This is a genomic window from Ningiella algicola (genome assembly GCF_028401415.2).
In the GTDB taxonomy this organism is placed as follows: Bacteria; Pseudomonadota; Gammaproteobacteria; order Enterobacterales; family Alteromonadaceae; genus Glaciecola.
In genome coordinates this window covers 73358-90719 of record NZ_CP171821.2, presented here as the reverse complement: position 1 = coordinate 90719, position 17362 = coordinate 73358, and the positions used below count along the sequence as shown (strand labels likewise).

Annotated in this window: 9 protein-coding genes; 5 read left to right on the top strand and 4 right to left on the bottom strand. The window is 42.6% G+C overall.

All coding sequences use genetic code 11. The features are described from left to right. Nucleotides 1-198 precede the first annotated feature (198 nt). Both PN836_RS00420 and PN836_RS00415 read left to right on the top strand, forming a co-directional pair. Nucleotides 199-2238 carry a glycoside hydrolase family 88 protein gene (locus PN836_RS00420; protein WP_395342268.1) on the top strand — a complete coding sequence of 680 codons (2040 nt, stop codon included), beginning with the start codon at nt 199-201 and terminating at the stop codon, nt 2236-2238. 374 nt (nt 2239-2612) lie between these two features. Continuing rightward, nucleotides 2613-3818 carry a right-handed parallel beta-helix repeat-containing protein gene (locus PN836_RS00415; RefSeq protein WP_395342267.1) on the top strand — a complete coding sequence of 402 codons (1206 nt, stop codon included), beginning with the start codon at nt 2613-2615 and terminating at the stop codon, nt 3816-3818. A gap of 106 nt (nt 3819-3924) precedes the next feature. Here the strand turns inward: PN836_RS00415 and PN836_RS00410 are convergent, their stop codons facing one another. Further along, entirely contained in the window at nt 3925-5943 is a 2019-nt protein-coding gene (locus PN836_RS00410) for a hypothetical protein (RefSeq protein ID WP_395342265.1), read from the bottom strand. Between the two features lie 565 nt (nt 5944-6508). Here PN836_RS00410 and PN836_RS00405 point away from each other — a divergent pair. From PN836_RS00405 to PN836_RS00395, 3 genes are all read left to right on the top strand, one after another. Next, the gene (locus PN836_RS00405) at nt 6509-8068 is read left to right on the top strand and encodes a sulfatase-like hydrolase/transferase (protein WP_395342263.1); all 1560 of its coding nucleotides are present in this window, start codon (nt 6509-6511) and stop codon (nt 8066-8068) included. 162 nt (nt 8069-8230) lie between these two features. Next, a complete protein-coding gene (locus PN836_RS00400; protein ID WP_395342262.1) occupies nt 8231-9721 on the top strand; it encodes a BNR-4 repeat-containing protein in 1491 nt (496 codons plus the stop codon). A gap of 527 nt (nt 9722-10248) precedes the next feature. After that, the gene (locus PN836_RS00395) at nt 10249-13434 is read left to right on the top strand and encodes a TonB-dependent receptor (RefSeq protein ID WP_395342259.1); all 3186 of its coding nucleotides are present in this window, start codon (nt 10249-10251) and stop codon (nt 13432-13434) included. 138 nt (nt 13435-13572) lie between these two features. On the opposite strand, the gene PN836_RS00390 is transcribed toward PN836_RS00395, so the two are convergent. The 3 genes from PN836_RS00390 to PN836_RS00380 form a co-directional block, all read right to left on the bottom strand. Continuing rightward, nucleotides 13573-16137 carry a zinc-dependent metalloprotease gene (locus PN836_RS00390; RefSeq protein WP_395342257.1) on the bottom strand — a complete coding sequence of 855 codons (2565 nt, stop codon included), beginning with the start codon at nt 16135-16137 and terminating at the stop codon, nt 13573-13575. A gap of 72 nt (nt 16138-16209) precedes the next feature. Continuing rightward, entirely contained in the window at nt 16210-16716 is a 507-nt protein-coding gene (locus PN836_RS00385) for a GNAT family N-acetyltransferase (protein ID WP_395342255.1), read from the bottom strand. Next, entirely contained in the window at nt 16703-17194 is a 492-nt protein-coding gene (locus tag PN836_RS00380) for a MarR family winged helix-turn-helix transcriptional regulator (protein WP_395342252.1), read from the bottom strand. The genes PN836_RS00385 and PN836_RS00380 overlap by 14 nt, the downstream gene beginning before the upstream one ends. Between the last annotated feature and the right edge of the window lie 168 nt (nt 17195-17362).

Genomic DNA, 17362 nt, shown 5'->3' with positions numbered 1-17362 from the left:
TTACTATAACAAGTAAATGCTAATTGCATAACTAGTCATATGTATTCATAATCAATCACAAGGTTGAGCGATGAATAGACAAAGACTTGCGATAGCCATTTATGTTTATTGTTTAAACTCGTCGGTTTCTAAAACACCCTGTTTATAGATGAAGCTAACAACACTGGTTCAACAATCTCAAAAAAGGATACATTATTTATGAGTTTCAGTGCTCTACTCAAAAGTTCCGGTTTAACAATCGGAACGTTATTTTTATTGTCATGCGACAATAGCGATACAGTGAACGCACAGATACAAACTTCAACGACTGCGTCTTCAACTGAAACTACATTGCCTTCTAGCATTTATACCATGCAGAGAATGGAACATGTGGCCAATTGGCAAACACCACGTATTGAGCAGCTCGATTACCTCAGTTTCAAGCGTTTTGAGTCTTTAGAGCAGAAACGTTGGGTGCAAGGTGCGTTTTATGCTGGTTTAACACAACTGGCTGAACGTTCTCGCAATACGTTTTATACGCAATGGATTTCTCATAAAGGAGAAACATGGAATTGGCAGTTAGGTCCTTATACTTACTATGCTGATGACCAGCTAATCGGGCAAACCTATTTGTGGTACTACAAAAATCATCGACAAGAACCAAGCATTATTGAACCCACGAAACAGGCATTCGATGAGATTCTGACTAACCCACCCGCGGCAGATTTGTTGTTCACAGAAGACAAAGACAATAATGACATTTATACCTGTCAGGTTAGATGGTGTTGGGCTGACGCTCTTTTCATGGCGCCTGCAACTTGGTTTGGTTTGTCAGACGTGACAGGCGATCCTAAATATGCTGACTATGCCAACGAAGAATTCAAAGCAACCGTAAATTTCCTATTCGACGAAGAAAACGACTTATTGTTTAGAGACAGCCGCTTCTTTGACATGAAGGGAGACTTTGGAGAGTCTCTATTTTGGGCGCGAGGAAGCGGCTGGGTATTTGCTGGCCTGGCGAGAACAATGGAATATATCGACGATGATCATCCTGACCGCGATTTCTATGTCAATTTGTTCAAACGGATGTCATATAGATTAAAAGCGCTACAGAAAGAAGATGGCTCCTGGGCTATGTCCTTATTAGCAGGTGAAAAAATGCCTCAGCCTGAAACTAGCGGAACCGGCTTTTTTACTTACGGGCTTGCTTGGGGAGTCAACCAAGGTATTCTCGACCTTGCAGAATTTGAAGAGACTATCGCAAAAGGCTGGAACGCGCTAGATTCAGCTATTCACCCTGACGGAAAGCTCGGTTGGGTGCAGGGGATAGGTGCTGCACCAGGGGGTGTCAGCTTCGACGACTCACAGATTTATGGCGTGGGAGCGTTTTTATTGGCTGGGTCAGCGATTTATGACCTACAGTTAGACCGCGAAATGTCTGGAGAGATTAACACCGTCGACTCTGAAGTTAAGGCCTACGCGCGCTTCGTCCCAGAACGTCAAGACGATTTGGCGTGGGAAAATGACAAGGTGGCGTTCAGAGTCTACGGCCCGGCTGCTCCGTTGGCGGGTCACTCAAGTGGCGTGGATGCATGGTTTAAAAAAGTAGATTATTCGATCATTGATAAGTGGTATTTGGGTAATGCTTCGGGTTATTCATATCATGAAGATCGAGGCGAGGGATATGACGTCTACCATACAGGAACTAGCCGAGGCGTAGGTGGTTCCTCAATTTGGGTTGATGGCGAACCTTATTCTGCCCATTCATTCAAAAGCTATAATATTCTACAAAGCGGCAAAGATACTGTTGAGTTTGTGATTAGATACGAGTGGGAAACGCCGCTTGGTTTGGTAAAGGAAAACAAAAAAGTTACCCTTGAACTAGGCTCACAACTTTATAACGTAGATTCGAAATTCACATTGGATGGCAAACCCACACGCTTGCCTGTTGCTATAGGCTTAGCGACTCACGACGAAAGAGCAGGCGTAAATTTCAACCAGGAAGCGGGCCACATATCTACCTGGGAAATAATCGATACTCTTGGGGTAGGTACAGGTGTACTTGTCGCGGCAGATAAAGTAGATGAGATCAAACATGTGGTGAGTGAAGAACAGGATGTCAGCCATATATGGCTGATTACCCACACGTCAGACAATGGTGAGCTGTCATATAAAGCCGGTTTTGCATGGGAAGGAGCGGGCGTAATATCGACTCAGGAAGAATGGCTTCACTATCTCAGTAAGACATCAGCGCGCTGATGATGGTTTTTGTCGGCTACGCAGTCTTCAGACAAAAAATGTAAATTCTGTCGCTATCTATTTGTGCGCTTTTTAATTGCGAAAAGCGCACTAAAAAAACACTGATTTCGACATCAACAAGTCTATTAATCAGTTTGACCGATTAAATAGACAGAGCTGCAAATCGTCTCCCGACCAAGCAATCTATGAGATTTTCTATATTCCTAGCGACCTAGCGTCAATGCTTCGTTATGTATTTGCTTATCACTGTCGGCACAAACAATGACTTCGGTCTAACCACTACATGTTAAAACCTTTTTAATATAATGTTGATTTTTATTATTTTTGATTATATTTTGTTCATTCTGACCTTAAATGACTAAAAGAGATTCGAAATGATCAATATTAATTCAATTTTAAGAGGTTTTACCGCTGTGAGCATATTGTGCTTTAGCCAATGCGGTTTTGCGCTCAATTGCCACAACGCGCCAAGCAATCCGAGTGGAGATGTGAATCAGTTGAAAGACGCGCTTCAACAAGCAACAAACTCTGGAAAGTCACTCAGAATAACTGGTACTTACTACATCGACTCTGATATTCAAATATTCTTGAAGAAAGACCTTATTGTAAATGCATCGGGTGCAAACTTTATTGCAACGAGCAATCTTGACGGCGATATGTTCAGCATAGATGCGCACAGTACCAAGTCAAACGAGTGCAATACGTCGGGTAAACTCGCTGATGTAACATGGAGAGGTGGTAGCTTTAATATGGCAGATGCAAAAGTGGCGACTGTCGTTCCCTACAGCAGCTTGACACCATCAGGCAGAGAAGGACAAAAAGCCACTGCCGATGCACTCTCAATAAGAGGGGTAAGCGGCAATGGCACGAGCAAATTAGATCATCTTACTATCAGAGATATCACATTCACTGGCACGCAGTCCTCGAACGATCCGTTTTATTTGGCAGGCGGAGACAGCGGCATTCTAATGACTGGCGCTCTTAAAGCAACGATAAAAGATAACGCGTTTTATGGGGTAAGAGATGCTGCAATTTATGTATCTGCAGGCGGAACGAATGGCGTCTATGGTGATCATTTTACGATTTCAAACAATTATATTGAACGTGCATTTGACGGGATAACCAGTAAACGTGGTGCCGATAATATTAAGATGTTAAACAACACGATAGAAAATACAGTTGTTGGATTGAGCATAAAAAGGGTATTTAGCGGCTGGACTGCAACAAATGTGACCATTAAAGATAATGATATAACTGCAAGTGTAAGGCCTATCAGCGTTGAAAGGGCAAACAACGTTACGATTGAAGACAACACCATCTATACGCTAGGCGCGAAGGTGTCAGGCGAAAACTCGCCAAGAAATAAATACGGTAACCATTATGAAGGGATAGCACTCAATGGTGTGCAAGGAACCAATTATATTCGCTACAACAAAATTTATGGTGTCACCGGTAGCCGCAAAAGTTCAACAACTGCGTATGGTGTCGTAACAAGAGATGAAGACGGTAGATCTACCACCGGTACATCAATAAACAGCAATACATTTAGCGATTTAGATAAATGGGTGAAGCATTTTTAGAATGCTGAAAAGCAGGCGATGCTGTCTGAGCAAATACAATTTAATCCACATGTAGAACGGTGTTTTACACGTGGATTAATTGTTTTTTAGTGTACTGTTTCGACTCCTATTCTTCAGCACCGCTTCTAGTCAAAATCCCATCAAATTGATTGAACTGCAAAACATCTGTGTGCGTTTCAAACGAAAGCCTTGCCGTATAGATGTCTGCCTTTTCATCGAATGTGACCTTCACTGAGGGGAGAGGTTGAGCATCAGTAAACGGAATAAGAATAGACAAAAATTTGGGATTCACTTCATTGACTGTAACACTGGCACGTCGCAAAAAGTCAAGGTAAGGCAATGCTTTCCGTCGTCGAACAAAAGTCTGATTCTTGAGATCATCTTCTTCAACACTTACTTGTATACCGTTACTAAACACCATAAGTTTAGCTGACGCTTTTCCTCTTTGTCCTTTGATAATAATTGATTTGCCATCTTTTTCGATAGCATTACCCGGATAAGTAATATAGCGTCCGACATATTCGCCTGCTCTGTCATGCTCGACCTGAGCGTCATCACGCATAACCAAATAGGGTACCGGACCCCGAACAAAATAGGATTTGCGATCGGCATACCCCACATAGGCTTTCGTAAAATCATAAGCATGTTCAGCCTGGCCTTGAACGAGCGCCCCAAATTCATCTTCACGGTATTTCGCTATATAGCCATCACCGCCTTTGATTTGCTCAGCGCCTTGAATTTTAAGTGTTGTATGTGCTTCGCTTTGCTCTGGCATATATTGCGGGTCAATCAAAAAACCCTCGCCGTAGGCAAAAAAGGTGACAGAATTTTCGTCTTGGTGATCGTGCCCACGATGAAAATCTATGCCCGAAGTCATCGAAAAGTGGGCGGCCCCCTCGCCTTCCCAACTACTACGTAAAAACACTCTGCCAGATTCGAAATGTTTACCTAACGGTGTATCGCTATCTTTTGGATGAACGGGCGCTAGGGGTTCGTCTCCCCACATAAATAAAAACGGAGTCGTGTAGGTTGTTCGACCAAATCCGGCCAATAGATGCTTTTCACCCGACTGGTAGACTGACTCCAGCCACGCCCATAACTGGTTGGGCTTTTGATAAATAAGCGTGCCCGACATTCCCGCGACATCTGAGGGAATTTCGTCGTTATCATTTAATGCAAGCATACGACCTTCAAAGGGTAGCAACTTCCATAGAACTTGGTCACCTGCTAGGGCTATTCTCTCATTCTTAGCCATTAAGTCTGGACCATTTGAACGCGCCAGTGCCCATGCAAAGACAGAGCTTCCACCCAAGCCGTAGGCATAGTAATGATGTCCTTCCGTACCATAGCCATCAGCATCAATAAAACTTGCCAAGTACCCATCTACGCGACCAATGGCACGTTGCATCCACTCTTTCTTTTCAGCAATGTCATCGTTCCACAGGGCTAGGGTTGCAAGTCCTAAAGCGCCGTAATGTACCGTATTGTGGTTACATGACAGTACACCGGGCGCCTCCATACCCCACGCAGATTTATGGTGGGTAAGCTCCTTAGCGAACTTGTAAATCTCATCTTTAACTAGCTGCCTTTCGTCTTTGCTCAGGATGGGATAAACAAAATCATATCCCAATACCATCCCCTGAGTAGCATCAGATACCTGCAAATGAGCTCTCCAGTGCGAACGATTATCTGGCTCGGTTTGCATGACCACTGCAAGAAGCAACTCTTTGGCTTTTTCTAAGTATTTTGGCTCGTTAAACAAATAACTGGCGAAGCCTAGCGTACCAACATAGTTTTGGAGCCCTCTACCAGCCGTGCCAAAACCATTGAACTGATTTACCAACGGGTAAGGCGTTGGACTAATTTGCATATAGGCATCAGCTTTTAGTTTCACCTGCTCACGAGTATCTTTAAGCCATGGCAAAGCTTCACTGCGTTCTCTTATAGCGGGCAAATCGTCAAGGGTAAAAAATAGAGAGGGATGCTGGTTGTCGACTTCTATCTGTTCGACATTGATATCTGAATAAGGAACATATAACTCTTGTGAATGTGCTGACAATGACACCGCGATGCCGACTAATGCTGCAATACCTAATGCTGACTTGCTTAGCCTTACTAGTTTCATGAAGTGAACCTTATATTAAATTGTAAATTGAATGTCTATTCAAAAGACTAGCATCCAAAGCCTGAGGAATTTGCCTTGAGGTGCTGTTGTTTAAAACGGCACCTTTCACCTGCCTCCAGATACAAAGTGCTTAATTCGCCAATAAATATAAAATGTCATCACGACGACGTGCGTATTTTGTCTTCGATTATGTTTATCAAGCACTGTCTAAATGCTCGACAAAACGCTGCGACGCAAGCAGTCCGTTAACGATTTTATTAAATATTATCGATTTTTTAGCGGCTGTCGCCCAAATCATTAGACGCTCTGTTGCCTCGGCGCGTGCTGGCATTAGTGCACTTAAAAAACACACGCAAATAATCGGAATTTGATAGAAAACGTTATTTGTGATTAAGGATAATCGCGTTGTGACTTAGATTTCACATAATGTTTACATAACACTATGAGTTTACATGATTAAATAAAGTCGATAAAGTCCAATAATGACCTAATGTGACAATATATGATTTTAGGCTTATATCTTGGATTTATAAGAAAGCCAATGTCAATAACAATAGAGCTATAAATGAAAAATTCTCGGCGTACATTTTTAAAATCGACTCTCGCCACGGTTGCGGCTACTGCATTACCGGTTTCATTCGGCACATCAGCCAATCCTCGAAAAGACAATATTCTGTTTATTACGATTGATGATTTAAATGCGTGGATAATGGGTAAGCAACGTCATCCTCTTGTAACGTGCAATAACATAGACAAATTAATGAATCGTTCTGTTCGGTTTACAAACGCTCATTGTGCAGCGCCTGTTTGCGCGTCTTCCAGAGCAGCTTTAATGACCGGCGTCGCTCCTCATATCAGTGGACTTTATACCAACGCTCAATCCGTCACTACTGGCGCCAGACGCGGGAATGCTCATTCGGTCATAGCTGATGTGATGCACCTACCACAGTTGCTTAAAAGAGAGGGTTATCGAAATTTGGGGGCAGGAAAAATTTACCATCGCTGGGTTTCTGATGAAGAAGATCACTCTAAACACTACGATACGTTTATGCCCGAAATTACGATTTCTGAAGAGGTGAAGCAACACGGCGACGGCTATGCAGCAGAAAAATTTTACCCCTTTCCAACAACGAATCCAATTGTTGATAAATTGGGCATTAAGGTAGGCAATTCGCTCGTCGCGGGTCCGGTTGACAGAGAAACGAATATGATAAATTCTTTGATGCCTGACGAAATAATAGCAAATTGGCTGGCCCAAAAGCTCAACAATGAAAAAAGCAGTAAACCCTTTTTTATGGCCGGAGGGTTTTTAAGGCCACACGTTCCTTACACGGCACCTCAAAAGTACTTTGATGCAATCGATATAGACAACATCACGCTTCCCAGTGTCGACGATATGAAAGATATACCTGAGTACGGCATAGCGATGACCATGGGCTTGATCCCCGGAGGGGACCATAAGGCCGTATTGGAATTAGGCGAAACGTACTGGAAAGAACTCATCCAAGGATATTTAGCCAGCATAGCATTCGTTGATGACCAGGTGGGAGTTGTATTGAAAGCGCTAGAGGAAAGCGGTAAAGCTGACGATACATGGATTTTTGTGATGTCTGATCATGGTCAGAATTTTGGTGAAAAAGAGAACTGGCGAAAAATGTGTCTGTGGGATGAATCCACAAGAACCCCTTTGATTATTTGTCCTCCTGGTGGTTTGAGTAATCCTCAAACATGCAATGAGGCTGTCAGCCTTTTAGATATTTACCCTACAATTTGCGACATCGTCGGTTTACCTAAGCACAACAAAATTTTTGGTGAAAGCTTATTGCCGCAGATACTAAACCCACAGGCATCTCGCTCGCAACCGGTTTTGGTGTCTTGGCACTATAAGAACTTCGCGGTGAAATCAAACAGGTGGAAACTGATCCAATACAGAGACGGCCAAGAAGAGCTATATGATTTTAAAAATGACCCATTAGAACAAGAAAATTTGTCTGGAAAACCTCAGTTTGACAAGATAGCAGAGCAACTTCGCCAACACATTCCAACTGATCCCGCATTGCCGATTGGCCAGGATGAATGGAAGGGTGATCAGTTAGATAAATTCGTTTCCGAGGCTAGCACTTAAGTTGAAGTTGGGTGCTTATGGTGACTGGCACCCGCCCCTACAACTAGTGCGTTTTAAATCAGTTTATGGCACTTCGATAACGATTAACCATTGCTATACCTTATTGCAAAAAGCCTTATGTTGAGGGCTAACCACTTTTCATTACCATGGGACGCATCAAAAATGCAGACTAAGTTTATAAAATTCGGGCTTCAATTCACTATTTATGCTGCTTCCCTCACGATGTTTTGTTTTATCGCACACGCTGATCAGCCATACTTCAAACAAGCAATATTAGAAAATACAACCTTGCTGACTAAGACCTCTCATACATCTGACGGCAGTGATCGAGCAAAAAACGGTATACCGCGTTTCGTGGGTTCATTAGGCGCGAATGCTACGACTTACAAAGGCTACCAATATGCCATTTTTTATACCGCGAAAGACCGGGGTGGTTATGGCGACCTTTTTGCAGAAGTTCAAATAGCCCGCCGCAAACTTAACGACGCAGTGTGGCAGTATTCCACCCTTCCCGTTTATCGACTTACCTCTGACGATGCTCACAACAGAGCATCCATTGCCATATCTAAGGGTGATGGGGTTATCCATGTCGCATTCGACCATCACAATACGCCTCGCATTAATTATGCGCACACCGCCATTGGTGTTGCAGATAATCCAAGTCAGCATGAATGGAATGACACTGTATTTAATTTTGAGCGCAATATGGGCTTTGAAAAAGACGCGATTGGAAGAGTCACGTACCCGACCTTTCATCCGCTGCCCGGTGGCAATCTTTTGATGTACTTTAGAACGGGTGGAAGCACCCAAGGGGCGATGACCTTAGCAAAATATAATGCGGCGAAAAGTGAATGGGAATCTATTCGCAAAATTTCGAGTCGCGCTGGACACTATGCCAACACTGTGACCACCAACAAAGCACCAAGCTTCCGTGGTCCATATACGACTGGCGGCCCAAAAATTGATGAAAACGGTCGGATACATATCAGTTGGCTGTTTCGCGAAAAACCAATTAACTGCAATATTGGAGGAAGCGGCGGCGGTCGAGATTGTAACCACGGCTTGTATTTCGCATACAGTGATGACGAAGGTGTAACATGGTACAACAACGACGGTCTTTTAATTGCAAATACGCAACAAAGCCAAGCTATTTCGATAGAAACAGCTGGAATTCAGGTAGCGGATATCAGCACACTATTACGCCCTTCAAATGTTGCCCTTAACTCCGTCATTGATTCTGAAACTGGCGATTATTACGCATTTGTTGAGCATATCGATGAGCAAAGTGGAACAAGCTTACTGCACCGCTATAAACGCACAGTGGATGCACAATGGCATTCTGAGGCATATGACTTATCGTCACCCAATGTAAGCTTACGCATCATCGGTGATCATATGTTTGCTTTTGCTGGGCGTACTGAAGCAAACATATACTATTCGACACGAGATAGTAATTTTTCAAAATGGCAGACCATTGCGCTTCCAAAAGTGTTGGATGAGGTGGCAATATCCAGAGGGTATATATCATGGGATTTGTCAATGCTGGAGTCAGGAAGAGTAAGCGTATTGTGGCATCAAGAGCCCGAAGGAGCTCAGTATGGAATGCCCAGTGCTATTCATACCTTCGATTTTAACATTGGCTCAGAAGACTAAAGCCAAAATGCAATGTATCCTTACAAATATTCACATCAATCAATTTCAATCAATAAAATTCATAAAGGCACACTTAGACTATTAGATTGCAACAAAAGCAACTCGCATACGCAGTTATCTAAAGTATATTTATGTGACAAACACCGTCAAAATACAGCTTTTGGTATACTCAATATAACTATTAGGACTTAAATATAGGCTGTTATTGAACAACAATCCGGTTCATACAATCACTCATAATCCTATGTATTTTCTTTTTTTATTATAAACTTAACTAACCTTCAAATTTGATTTACCCACGGGTTAACTATCACTAAAGCACCTTTTTTAATACTCTCTTCACACCTTTTTCTAGTATTTATTATTTAATTTGCGATATTTACTGTCCACAAAAGACTGAAAGTGATTGATCATGATTGTAAAGTGATGTAAATTTTGTGTTAACGCACTGTGTACTGTTGTAGTAAGGCTTTAGCGAAATAGACTTACAAACCTTAAAATAAACAGTCTAGGACAAGGATATCGGAATGACCAAATCACCATCTGCTAGTGACCCACATAATATTAGCCGTTCAAAAATTGCACTTTTAATATCAGCTGCTTTAGCTTCAAACCTTATGCTATCTGCAAGTGTAAATGCTCAACAGACCAATGCAGATGAAGGCGACGAAGAGAATGTTGTCGAGGTCATAGAGGTAGCAGGTATACGATCGTCAATCGAGGGGGCCTTGTTAGAAAAACGAGCATCGGATGTGATTCTTGACGGCATATCTGCTGATGATTTAGGTAACTTTCCTGACTTAAACTTAGGCGAAGCCTTACAACGCATTCCAGGCGTGCAGATTGACCGAGAAAATGCGCGCCGTGAAGCGACTATTTCCGTTCGTGGACTTCCTGGCTCATTTGCCTTAACAACTGTGCAAGGCTTAGGAATTGCCTCTGCAGCAAGGCGTGGTCGCAATGCAAACCCTTTTGGTATGTTTGATTCAGCCATTTTTAATGGTGCATATGTAACCAAGTCTTTTCGCCCAGATATTCTATCAGGTGGCCTATCTGCTAATGTTGACTTAAGAATAAACTCAGCGCTTAAGCGAAAGGATGGACAAGTTGTTGTTCGCGCAGGTGGAGGATATGAAGAACTGACCGAAGACTTTGTCCCAGAGTTCTTCATTACTGGCTCCAAGCACTTCAATGACGGAAAGTTTGGTGTTTACGGCACAGTATCTTGGGAAGACATGAGCTTTAGGAGGGATATTATCAATATTAATGGCTATCGCTCAATAGGCCGAAATTCTGCCGGCGACTTTGGCCTTAATGCCGACATCAATTACGCTGGTTTAGAGCCTAACGCGGAGATAATATATCCCCAAGGATATAGACAGGAATCACAAATATCTACTGGGGAGCGCGTGTCGGTTGCAACCGGCTTTGAATATATCATAAACGACGAAATGAGTTTTAGAGTAGATGGTTTATATGCAAAACGTGACCTAACTGAAGCGAAAACCAATTTCTTGATCGTGGACTTAAATCGTTCACCCAACCAAATTAGACAACTTGGCGATTTGACCTCCGTTGGTATGGCAAACTTCGTAGCAGAGGGTGAAGATGACCCGATTGTATTAGCGCCTACCTATGTGATGTCTAACTTTGAATTTGAAGACCCCTCTGTCAATATCGAAAATAGGAACTTCCCGACAAGTGAAGAAGTATATGCGATTTACCCGCAGTTTAATTATGAAGGCGAAAACCTCACTGGCCGGGTGGTCGGCACGATATCCGAGGCAAATAACTTAAGAGGACAAGAGCAGTTTCGATTTGGCATTCGTCAAGTCGGCAACAATAGCGATCTTGACGACAGTAACGGACTTCGAGGGGAGGTGAATACGGGCCTAGGTAACTTCGATAATTTCCTATTTGATTTGTTTATCCCGGATGGCGCACTTGCGCTAGCAGGGACAGGTAATCTGTCAGGCAATGATATCTCCGTCAATGGGTTTACCGGAACTATCCCAAGACTGCGGTGCCAACTAAATGAAGCAGAAACTCTGTGCCTAAGAGACAGTAACGGCAACATTATTTATGACGAACTTAATTCTTTGGTAGCAAACGGCGTTATTGTAACAGGCGGAAACAGCGCAGCTCGGCGAGAATACACCAGCATTGGTACCGACTGGGAATACAGCTTTGATAACGCAGGTCCTCTTACGGCCGTCAAAGTAGGTGGTATGTATATTAAAGAAGAAGGTGAATCGGCTCAGACTAGTCTTGCTGCCATTGGTATTCCTTTAAGTGGTTATGCTGACATCATCGATACCTTAGTTGTTCAAAGCGAATCAATTACCGACGGAAATGGTTTCTTTGGCGGCAGCGTACCGGGCGCCGAAATCGATAACTACTTGTCCATTAACACCGACGCACTTATTGATTTCATTTTCCCGCTAGACGCCAGCGCGAACGAAACTGATGAACCATTGGTTACTGATATTCCTTTATTCTCCGACCAACGCCCATTTTACCAGCGAGGTCCGAATGCTATCAATAGAGCAAGGGGGGGAAATTTCACCTCTGAACGAGACGCTGTTGAAGCATATGTTATGGCAAGATTTAGTGGCGATGACTACGACATTCCTATTCGCGGTAACTTTGGGCTTAGATATGTTGATGTGGATATCGCCGGCAGACTCGATAACCCTACTTCACCCACCGCACCTGATGCGACGGGATCATATAGTTCTGTACTGCCCTCAATTAACGTTATTTATGAGCTTACAGAAGATATCGTAATGCGCGCTGCATATTACGAAACATTTGAAACGGTTGAATTAACTGAATTTAGTCCGTCACCAACCATTATCGTCAATAATCCGCCCAACCCAGATGAGGAAGAAGAAGATAACGAATTTGAGCCGGTAGGTAACGTTTCAGTCAATGTGTCTAATGTTGAGGTTGAACCCAGAACATCGACTGCTTTCGATATAGGTCTAGCATGGTACAACCGCAAAGGTAGTATGATTGGCGTTAACTATTTTACCAAAGATGTTGAAGCCGACATAATTCGCGAAATTGTATGTCCTCTTGAGGGTATTACAATTGATGGAGAAATCACCGCCGAGTCAGGGCAAACATCAATTGGTACATACACATCAGGGCCACTTTTGCTAGATAACACCACATGCAGAATAGACGACGGCTTTACCGGTGATGAAATTCAACGAAACAGACGAATTCGTATTGATAGAAATGTGAATCAGGATTCAATAACTAAAGTTGATGGCTTCGAAGTTCAAATAACACAAAACTTTGACTTTTTAGACAACTTTTTCAAAGACTTTGGATTTACTATCAACTATTCAAAAATTAATAATGAAAATGACGAAGGACGGTCATTGAACCGAGTATCGCCAGAAACATACAACCTTATTGGCTATTACGAGACTAAAAACCTAGGAATACGCCTAGCGTACAACTATCGTGATGAGTTTGGTGTTGAAGGGGCAAATACTGCAATTGTGGGCGAACGCACCGTTGATGCCCGTGGTCAATTAGACGCGCAGGTCAACTATAACTTTGAGAATGATATTCGACTTACACTACAACTGTTCAACTTAACAGACGAAGACCCTTTCGAATTTGACACTACGCGATTATTACCGAGAAGACTTCAGTATGATGGGCGAACAGTTAGATTGAATGTTCAAAAGCGGTTCTAATGTCTTCAGGTATGAGTATTTGGTACCTTTGGTATTCAATTTACGGCGTAAATAAAACAAGACTATTAACAATATCTCAAAACTGCATGTTTCAATCTGAAGCGTGCAGTTTTTTATTGCATTTGCAATGCCGCGGTATTATGGTTTATCCAATGCTAATTCGATAAGGTGCAAAGCATACGCACGGTGCGCTTGAGTTGCATCATCGCCTTGCTTTGATTTTGATAGTAATTTAACAAGCTTGTTTAACTCATGAAAACTTGCGGCTTGAGACTGATAATCGTGGGAGCTTTCTTCGCTAATAATTCCAGTTAAACGATGGATATATTCGATTTGCAGATTCTGACGTTTAGTATTCACACTGGACCTAATATCGCTAGCAAATACCGCATCGCTTAAGTCGGCCAACATTGCGTTTACAGAATATTCATTTCCGTATAGCTGCGTATCGGTCATCCGAGTCATCAATACTGGGTCTAGCAACCTGTCAAAAATGATGTGTTGAATTGAAGAAATCGCTTCATGTATTTTAGGGTCTTCGGTATATTCGTAATGCTCAAATCCCCTTGGTTGCATCGCCGCATGAGCAATGAGAGATGCTGGCAGGCTAAAGGCTTCTGGCGATAATACATGTTTTTTCAACACATTCATCGCTCGCTTTTGATTTTGTAAGCCAACCGGCGAATATGGGACGCTCGCGCCTTTTTGGCCTTGTTTTGCCCTGTCTACGTGAACGCCGCCGATATAATTTGCAACATTAGCAGTACCAGAGTACTTATACGAAATGAGCATCCCAAGTGCTGCCCGAATTTTCGCATGGCTTTCACCCTCTTTTCGCATTTTATCGAGCAAATTGGGCGTTATGGCATCAATGAGCTCAAATTGCTGTTCGGCAAAGCCTATGCCGTCATCACTCATGTCCCAAATAGTAATATCCGGATCAATGCCCGCGCCGGGACTTCGCATATCATCAGCATCATTTCCAAAGCTAAGTTCCCGCTCTGTTGAGCGAGATAACAAAGCTACACGAGCCTCTCCTTCAATCTCTGGGTCATAGCCGAATTGTATGGCCCAATCATCATAAACCCCAGGCTCCGTCATAAAGAAATCACCTTGTTCAATACCAGGTGGTGCAATCACTAATGCTCCATAATCCATAACAGACGCGCTCAGTTTACCTTGCGTGACTTCTTCATGATGAATATCTGCTAATGAATGAAGATTCGACGCTTTCATGTTATGCATTAAACCTAATGTGTGACCCACTTCATGCAACATAAGCTCATACAACATTTGCTCGATAACCTTACGTTTTTCGCTTACAGATGCATCCATAGCATCTAGAGCAACCCTACCAAAAGAGACTATTTCTTGAAGCCTATGACCCTTTGAGCAAAAATGATGTGACTGGTGTTTATGTTGCGGTTTGCGAAAATTTAGCGAATTTGCATTAGGATCACCCAATACATCAGCACGAAATCCATAGGTATTTAAAAAGGATTGTTCAAACATCACATCCGCACCAAGAATTTCACCCGTGCGTGGGTTGATGTAACTCGGACCAAACGCAAAACTGCCCTCAGGTGTATTTGACCAACGGACAACATTATAGCGAATATCATCTGCACTCCATACCGCGTCATCGGGTTGAATATTCACCACAATCGCATTTTTAAACCCTGCTTTTTCAAAGGCTTTGTTCCACTGCAATACACCTTTTCGCATGATGTCACGATATTCATATGGGGTGGTATTTTCTATCCACCAAACGATAGGCTCTACAGGCTCTGATAGAGCTGCGTTTGGATCTTTCTTAATTAACCTCCATCGGGTAATTAAATCGCGGTAAGGGGTAATATCATATGAATTCAGATCGGTAACTTGCGTTCGAAAGTACCCAACTCGATTGTCATCCAGACGCGGCACAAAGTCAGCATCGGGCATCGCGACAAAACTGTGTTGAACCGTGATAGTCGTTGCCCGAGCGTCCTCCGTGCGTTCACTTCCGGTATTATCTGGTTCAGGGTTACTGTACACGTAGTCAGTGCGCACATTGACATTTTCAGGGTACACCCCCACATGCGCGTAGCTGGTCCGTTCATCCGATAGATCCCCCACATCAAATGCAAATTCGTCATTGTCATCTGCATCCACCATTTGCTTTAAATTGGCAAGTACTTCAGTAAGAAAGATTTCATCGGCATTTATTAAATAACGGGTGCCATCATCTGACTCGGCGAGTATTTCAATGCTAGCAAGTACTGCATCGGTAATGTTTGCAAAGCCACCATTGGCGAGGGGACTTTGTGGATCAATATAGTAGCTGGTGTTTTTGCTAATGAAGTCTATTCGATTAAAGCGCTTGCGGATTTCAATTACATCTTGTCCTGTGTAAAACCCGCGTTGTGTGCCTGCGTCAGCAACGCCGTTTTGGATGAATCCATAATAAAGATACTCGCTATTAAGTTGCTCAGCTGATATCTCCATCATCAAATTACCGTCGTTTTTATTTTGATAAAACGTAAAGATACCGCCAAATCGCTTAGCATCTTTGGTAAGCGATTCTATTGTAATGGGAGCATCATCTTCATCGGACGGTTCTTGAGATTCACCTGATTGCGCGACAGCGTAACTGAAAAAAATTGAAACTATAGAAAGTGCTAAGACTATGTAACCAGAAAGATTTTTTAAACTGACAAGCATGTTAAATTCCTTTTTAGACGTCAATTAAAAATACCACATGTTAGTTAAATTACCTAGCGGTCTAGAGCGTGTTTATCTAGTTTCCCTTAGCTGCGTTTCTTTCGATAACTCCATTGCGACATCGCAACGCTCATAGCTGCTTCCAAACTTTTGCATGATAAAAGCGCTATGAGTAAAGCCAAGTTTTTCATACAAATGAATAGCGGCTTTACATTTTGTACTGGTTAGCAAGAAAACACGAGGCAGTGAAGATTTACTACAAAACTCAAGCACATGTTGCAAAAGCGTTTCTCCAATTTTTAATCCACGGCAGTTTGCTAATACTCCCATTTTTGTCAGTTCAAAATATCCATCTCCTTTGTTCAATAGCGCGCATGTGCCCACTATTCCCAAAGTTTCATGTTTGACGAACCAAATAGCGCCACCGGGTTCAATGATGTAAGTTTGCGGGTCTTTTAAGACTTTATCGTCAATGGGTTCAACGACAAACATCTCCTCTAACCACTGGCGATTAATACTATCGAAATAGTGGGACAACCCAGATGAATAGTTGAGTACGGTAAGCTTATTTTTCTGCACTCGATTCCTCCAAAATTCGGGTATATAGTGATTGAGAATAAAGGGCTTTTTCGAGCCGCACCAAAGATGCGAAAAAGTCATTCCCACCTTGCTCACATAGCTGTTTGGCCGCTTGTCTAACGGCTTTCCACATAGGCCGCATCTTTGCAACTTCGGACCTACCCTTCTTACTTAGACTGATATATTTTTTACGAGAATCTTCATTTGACACTTGGATTATGATTAAGTCTTTAGCCTCAAGTTGTTTGCAAAATTGACTGATCGCCGGCTGGGAAAAACCTAACAAATTCGCCGCTTGGACAATGCTGACGCTAGCCTTACTGTCCAATAATGCAAAAAGTGGAAACCACTTTGCTTGCACGCTTACGTCAAAATGCTGGTATACGCTGCTTACATCCGCCAACATTTTTTCAGAAAGTCTTTTTAATCGGCTAGCTAGGGCAAGTTCTCCTAGTTCGTCGAGAAAATCTTCATTCATATTCAAACTCAAGTTATTGCATAATCATTTATATAATCAACTATATTATCGATTATATTTATTTACAAGCATGGGTTTATGGTGATGTGCGCGCTTGCATGTTAAGCACAATAGTCATCATTTTGGCATATGGGCAATAACTTCAGTCATAGGTATAAGCTTTGTTAA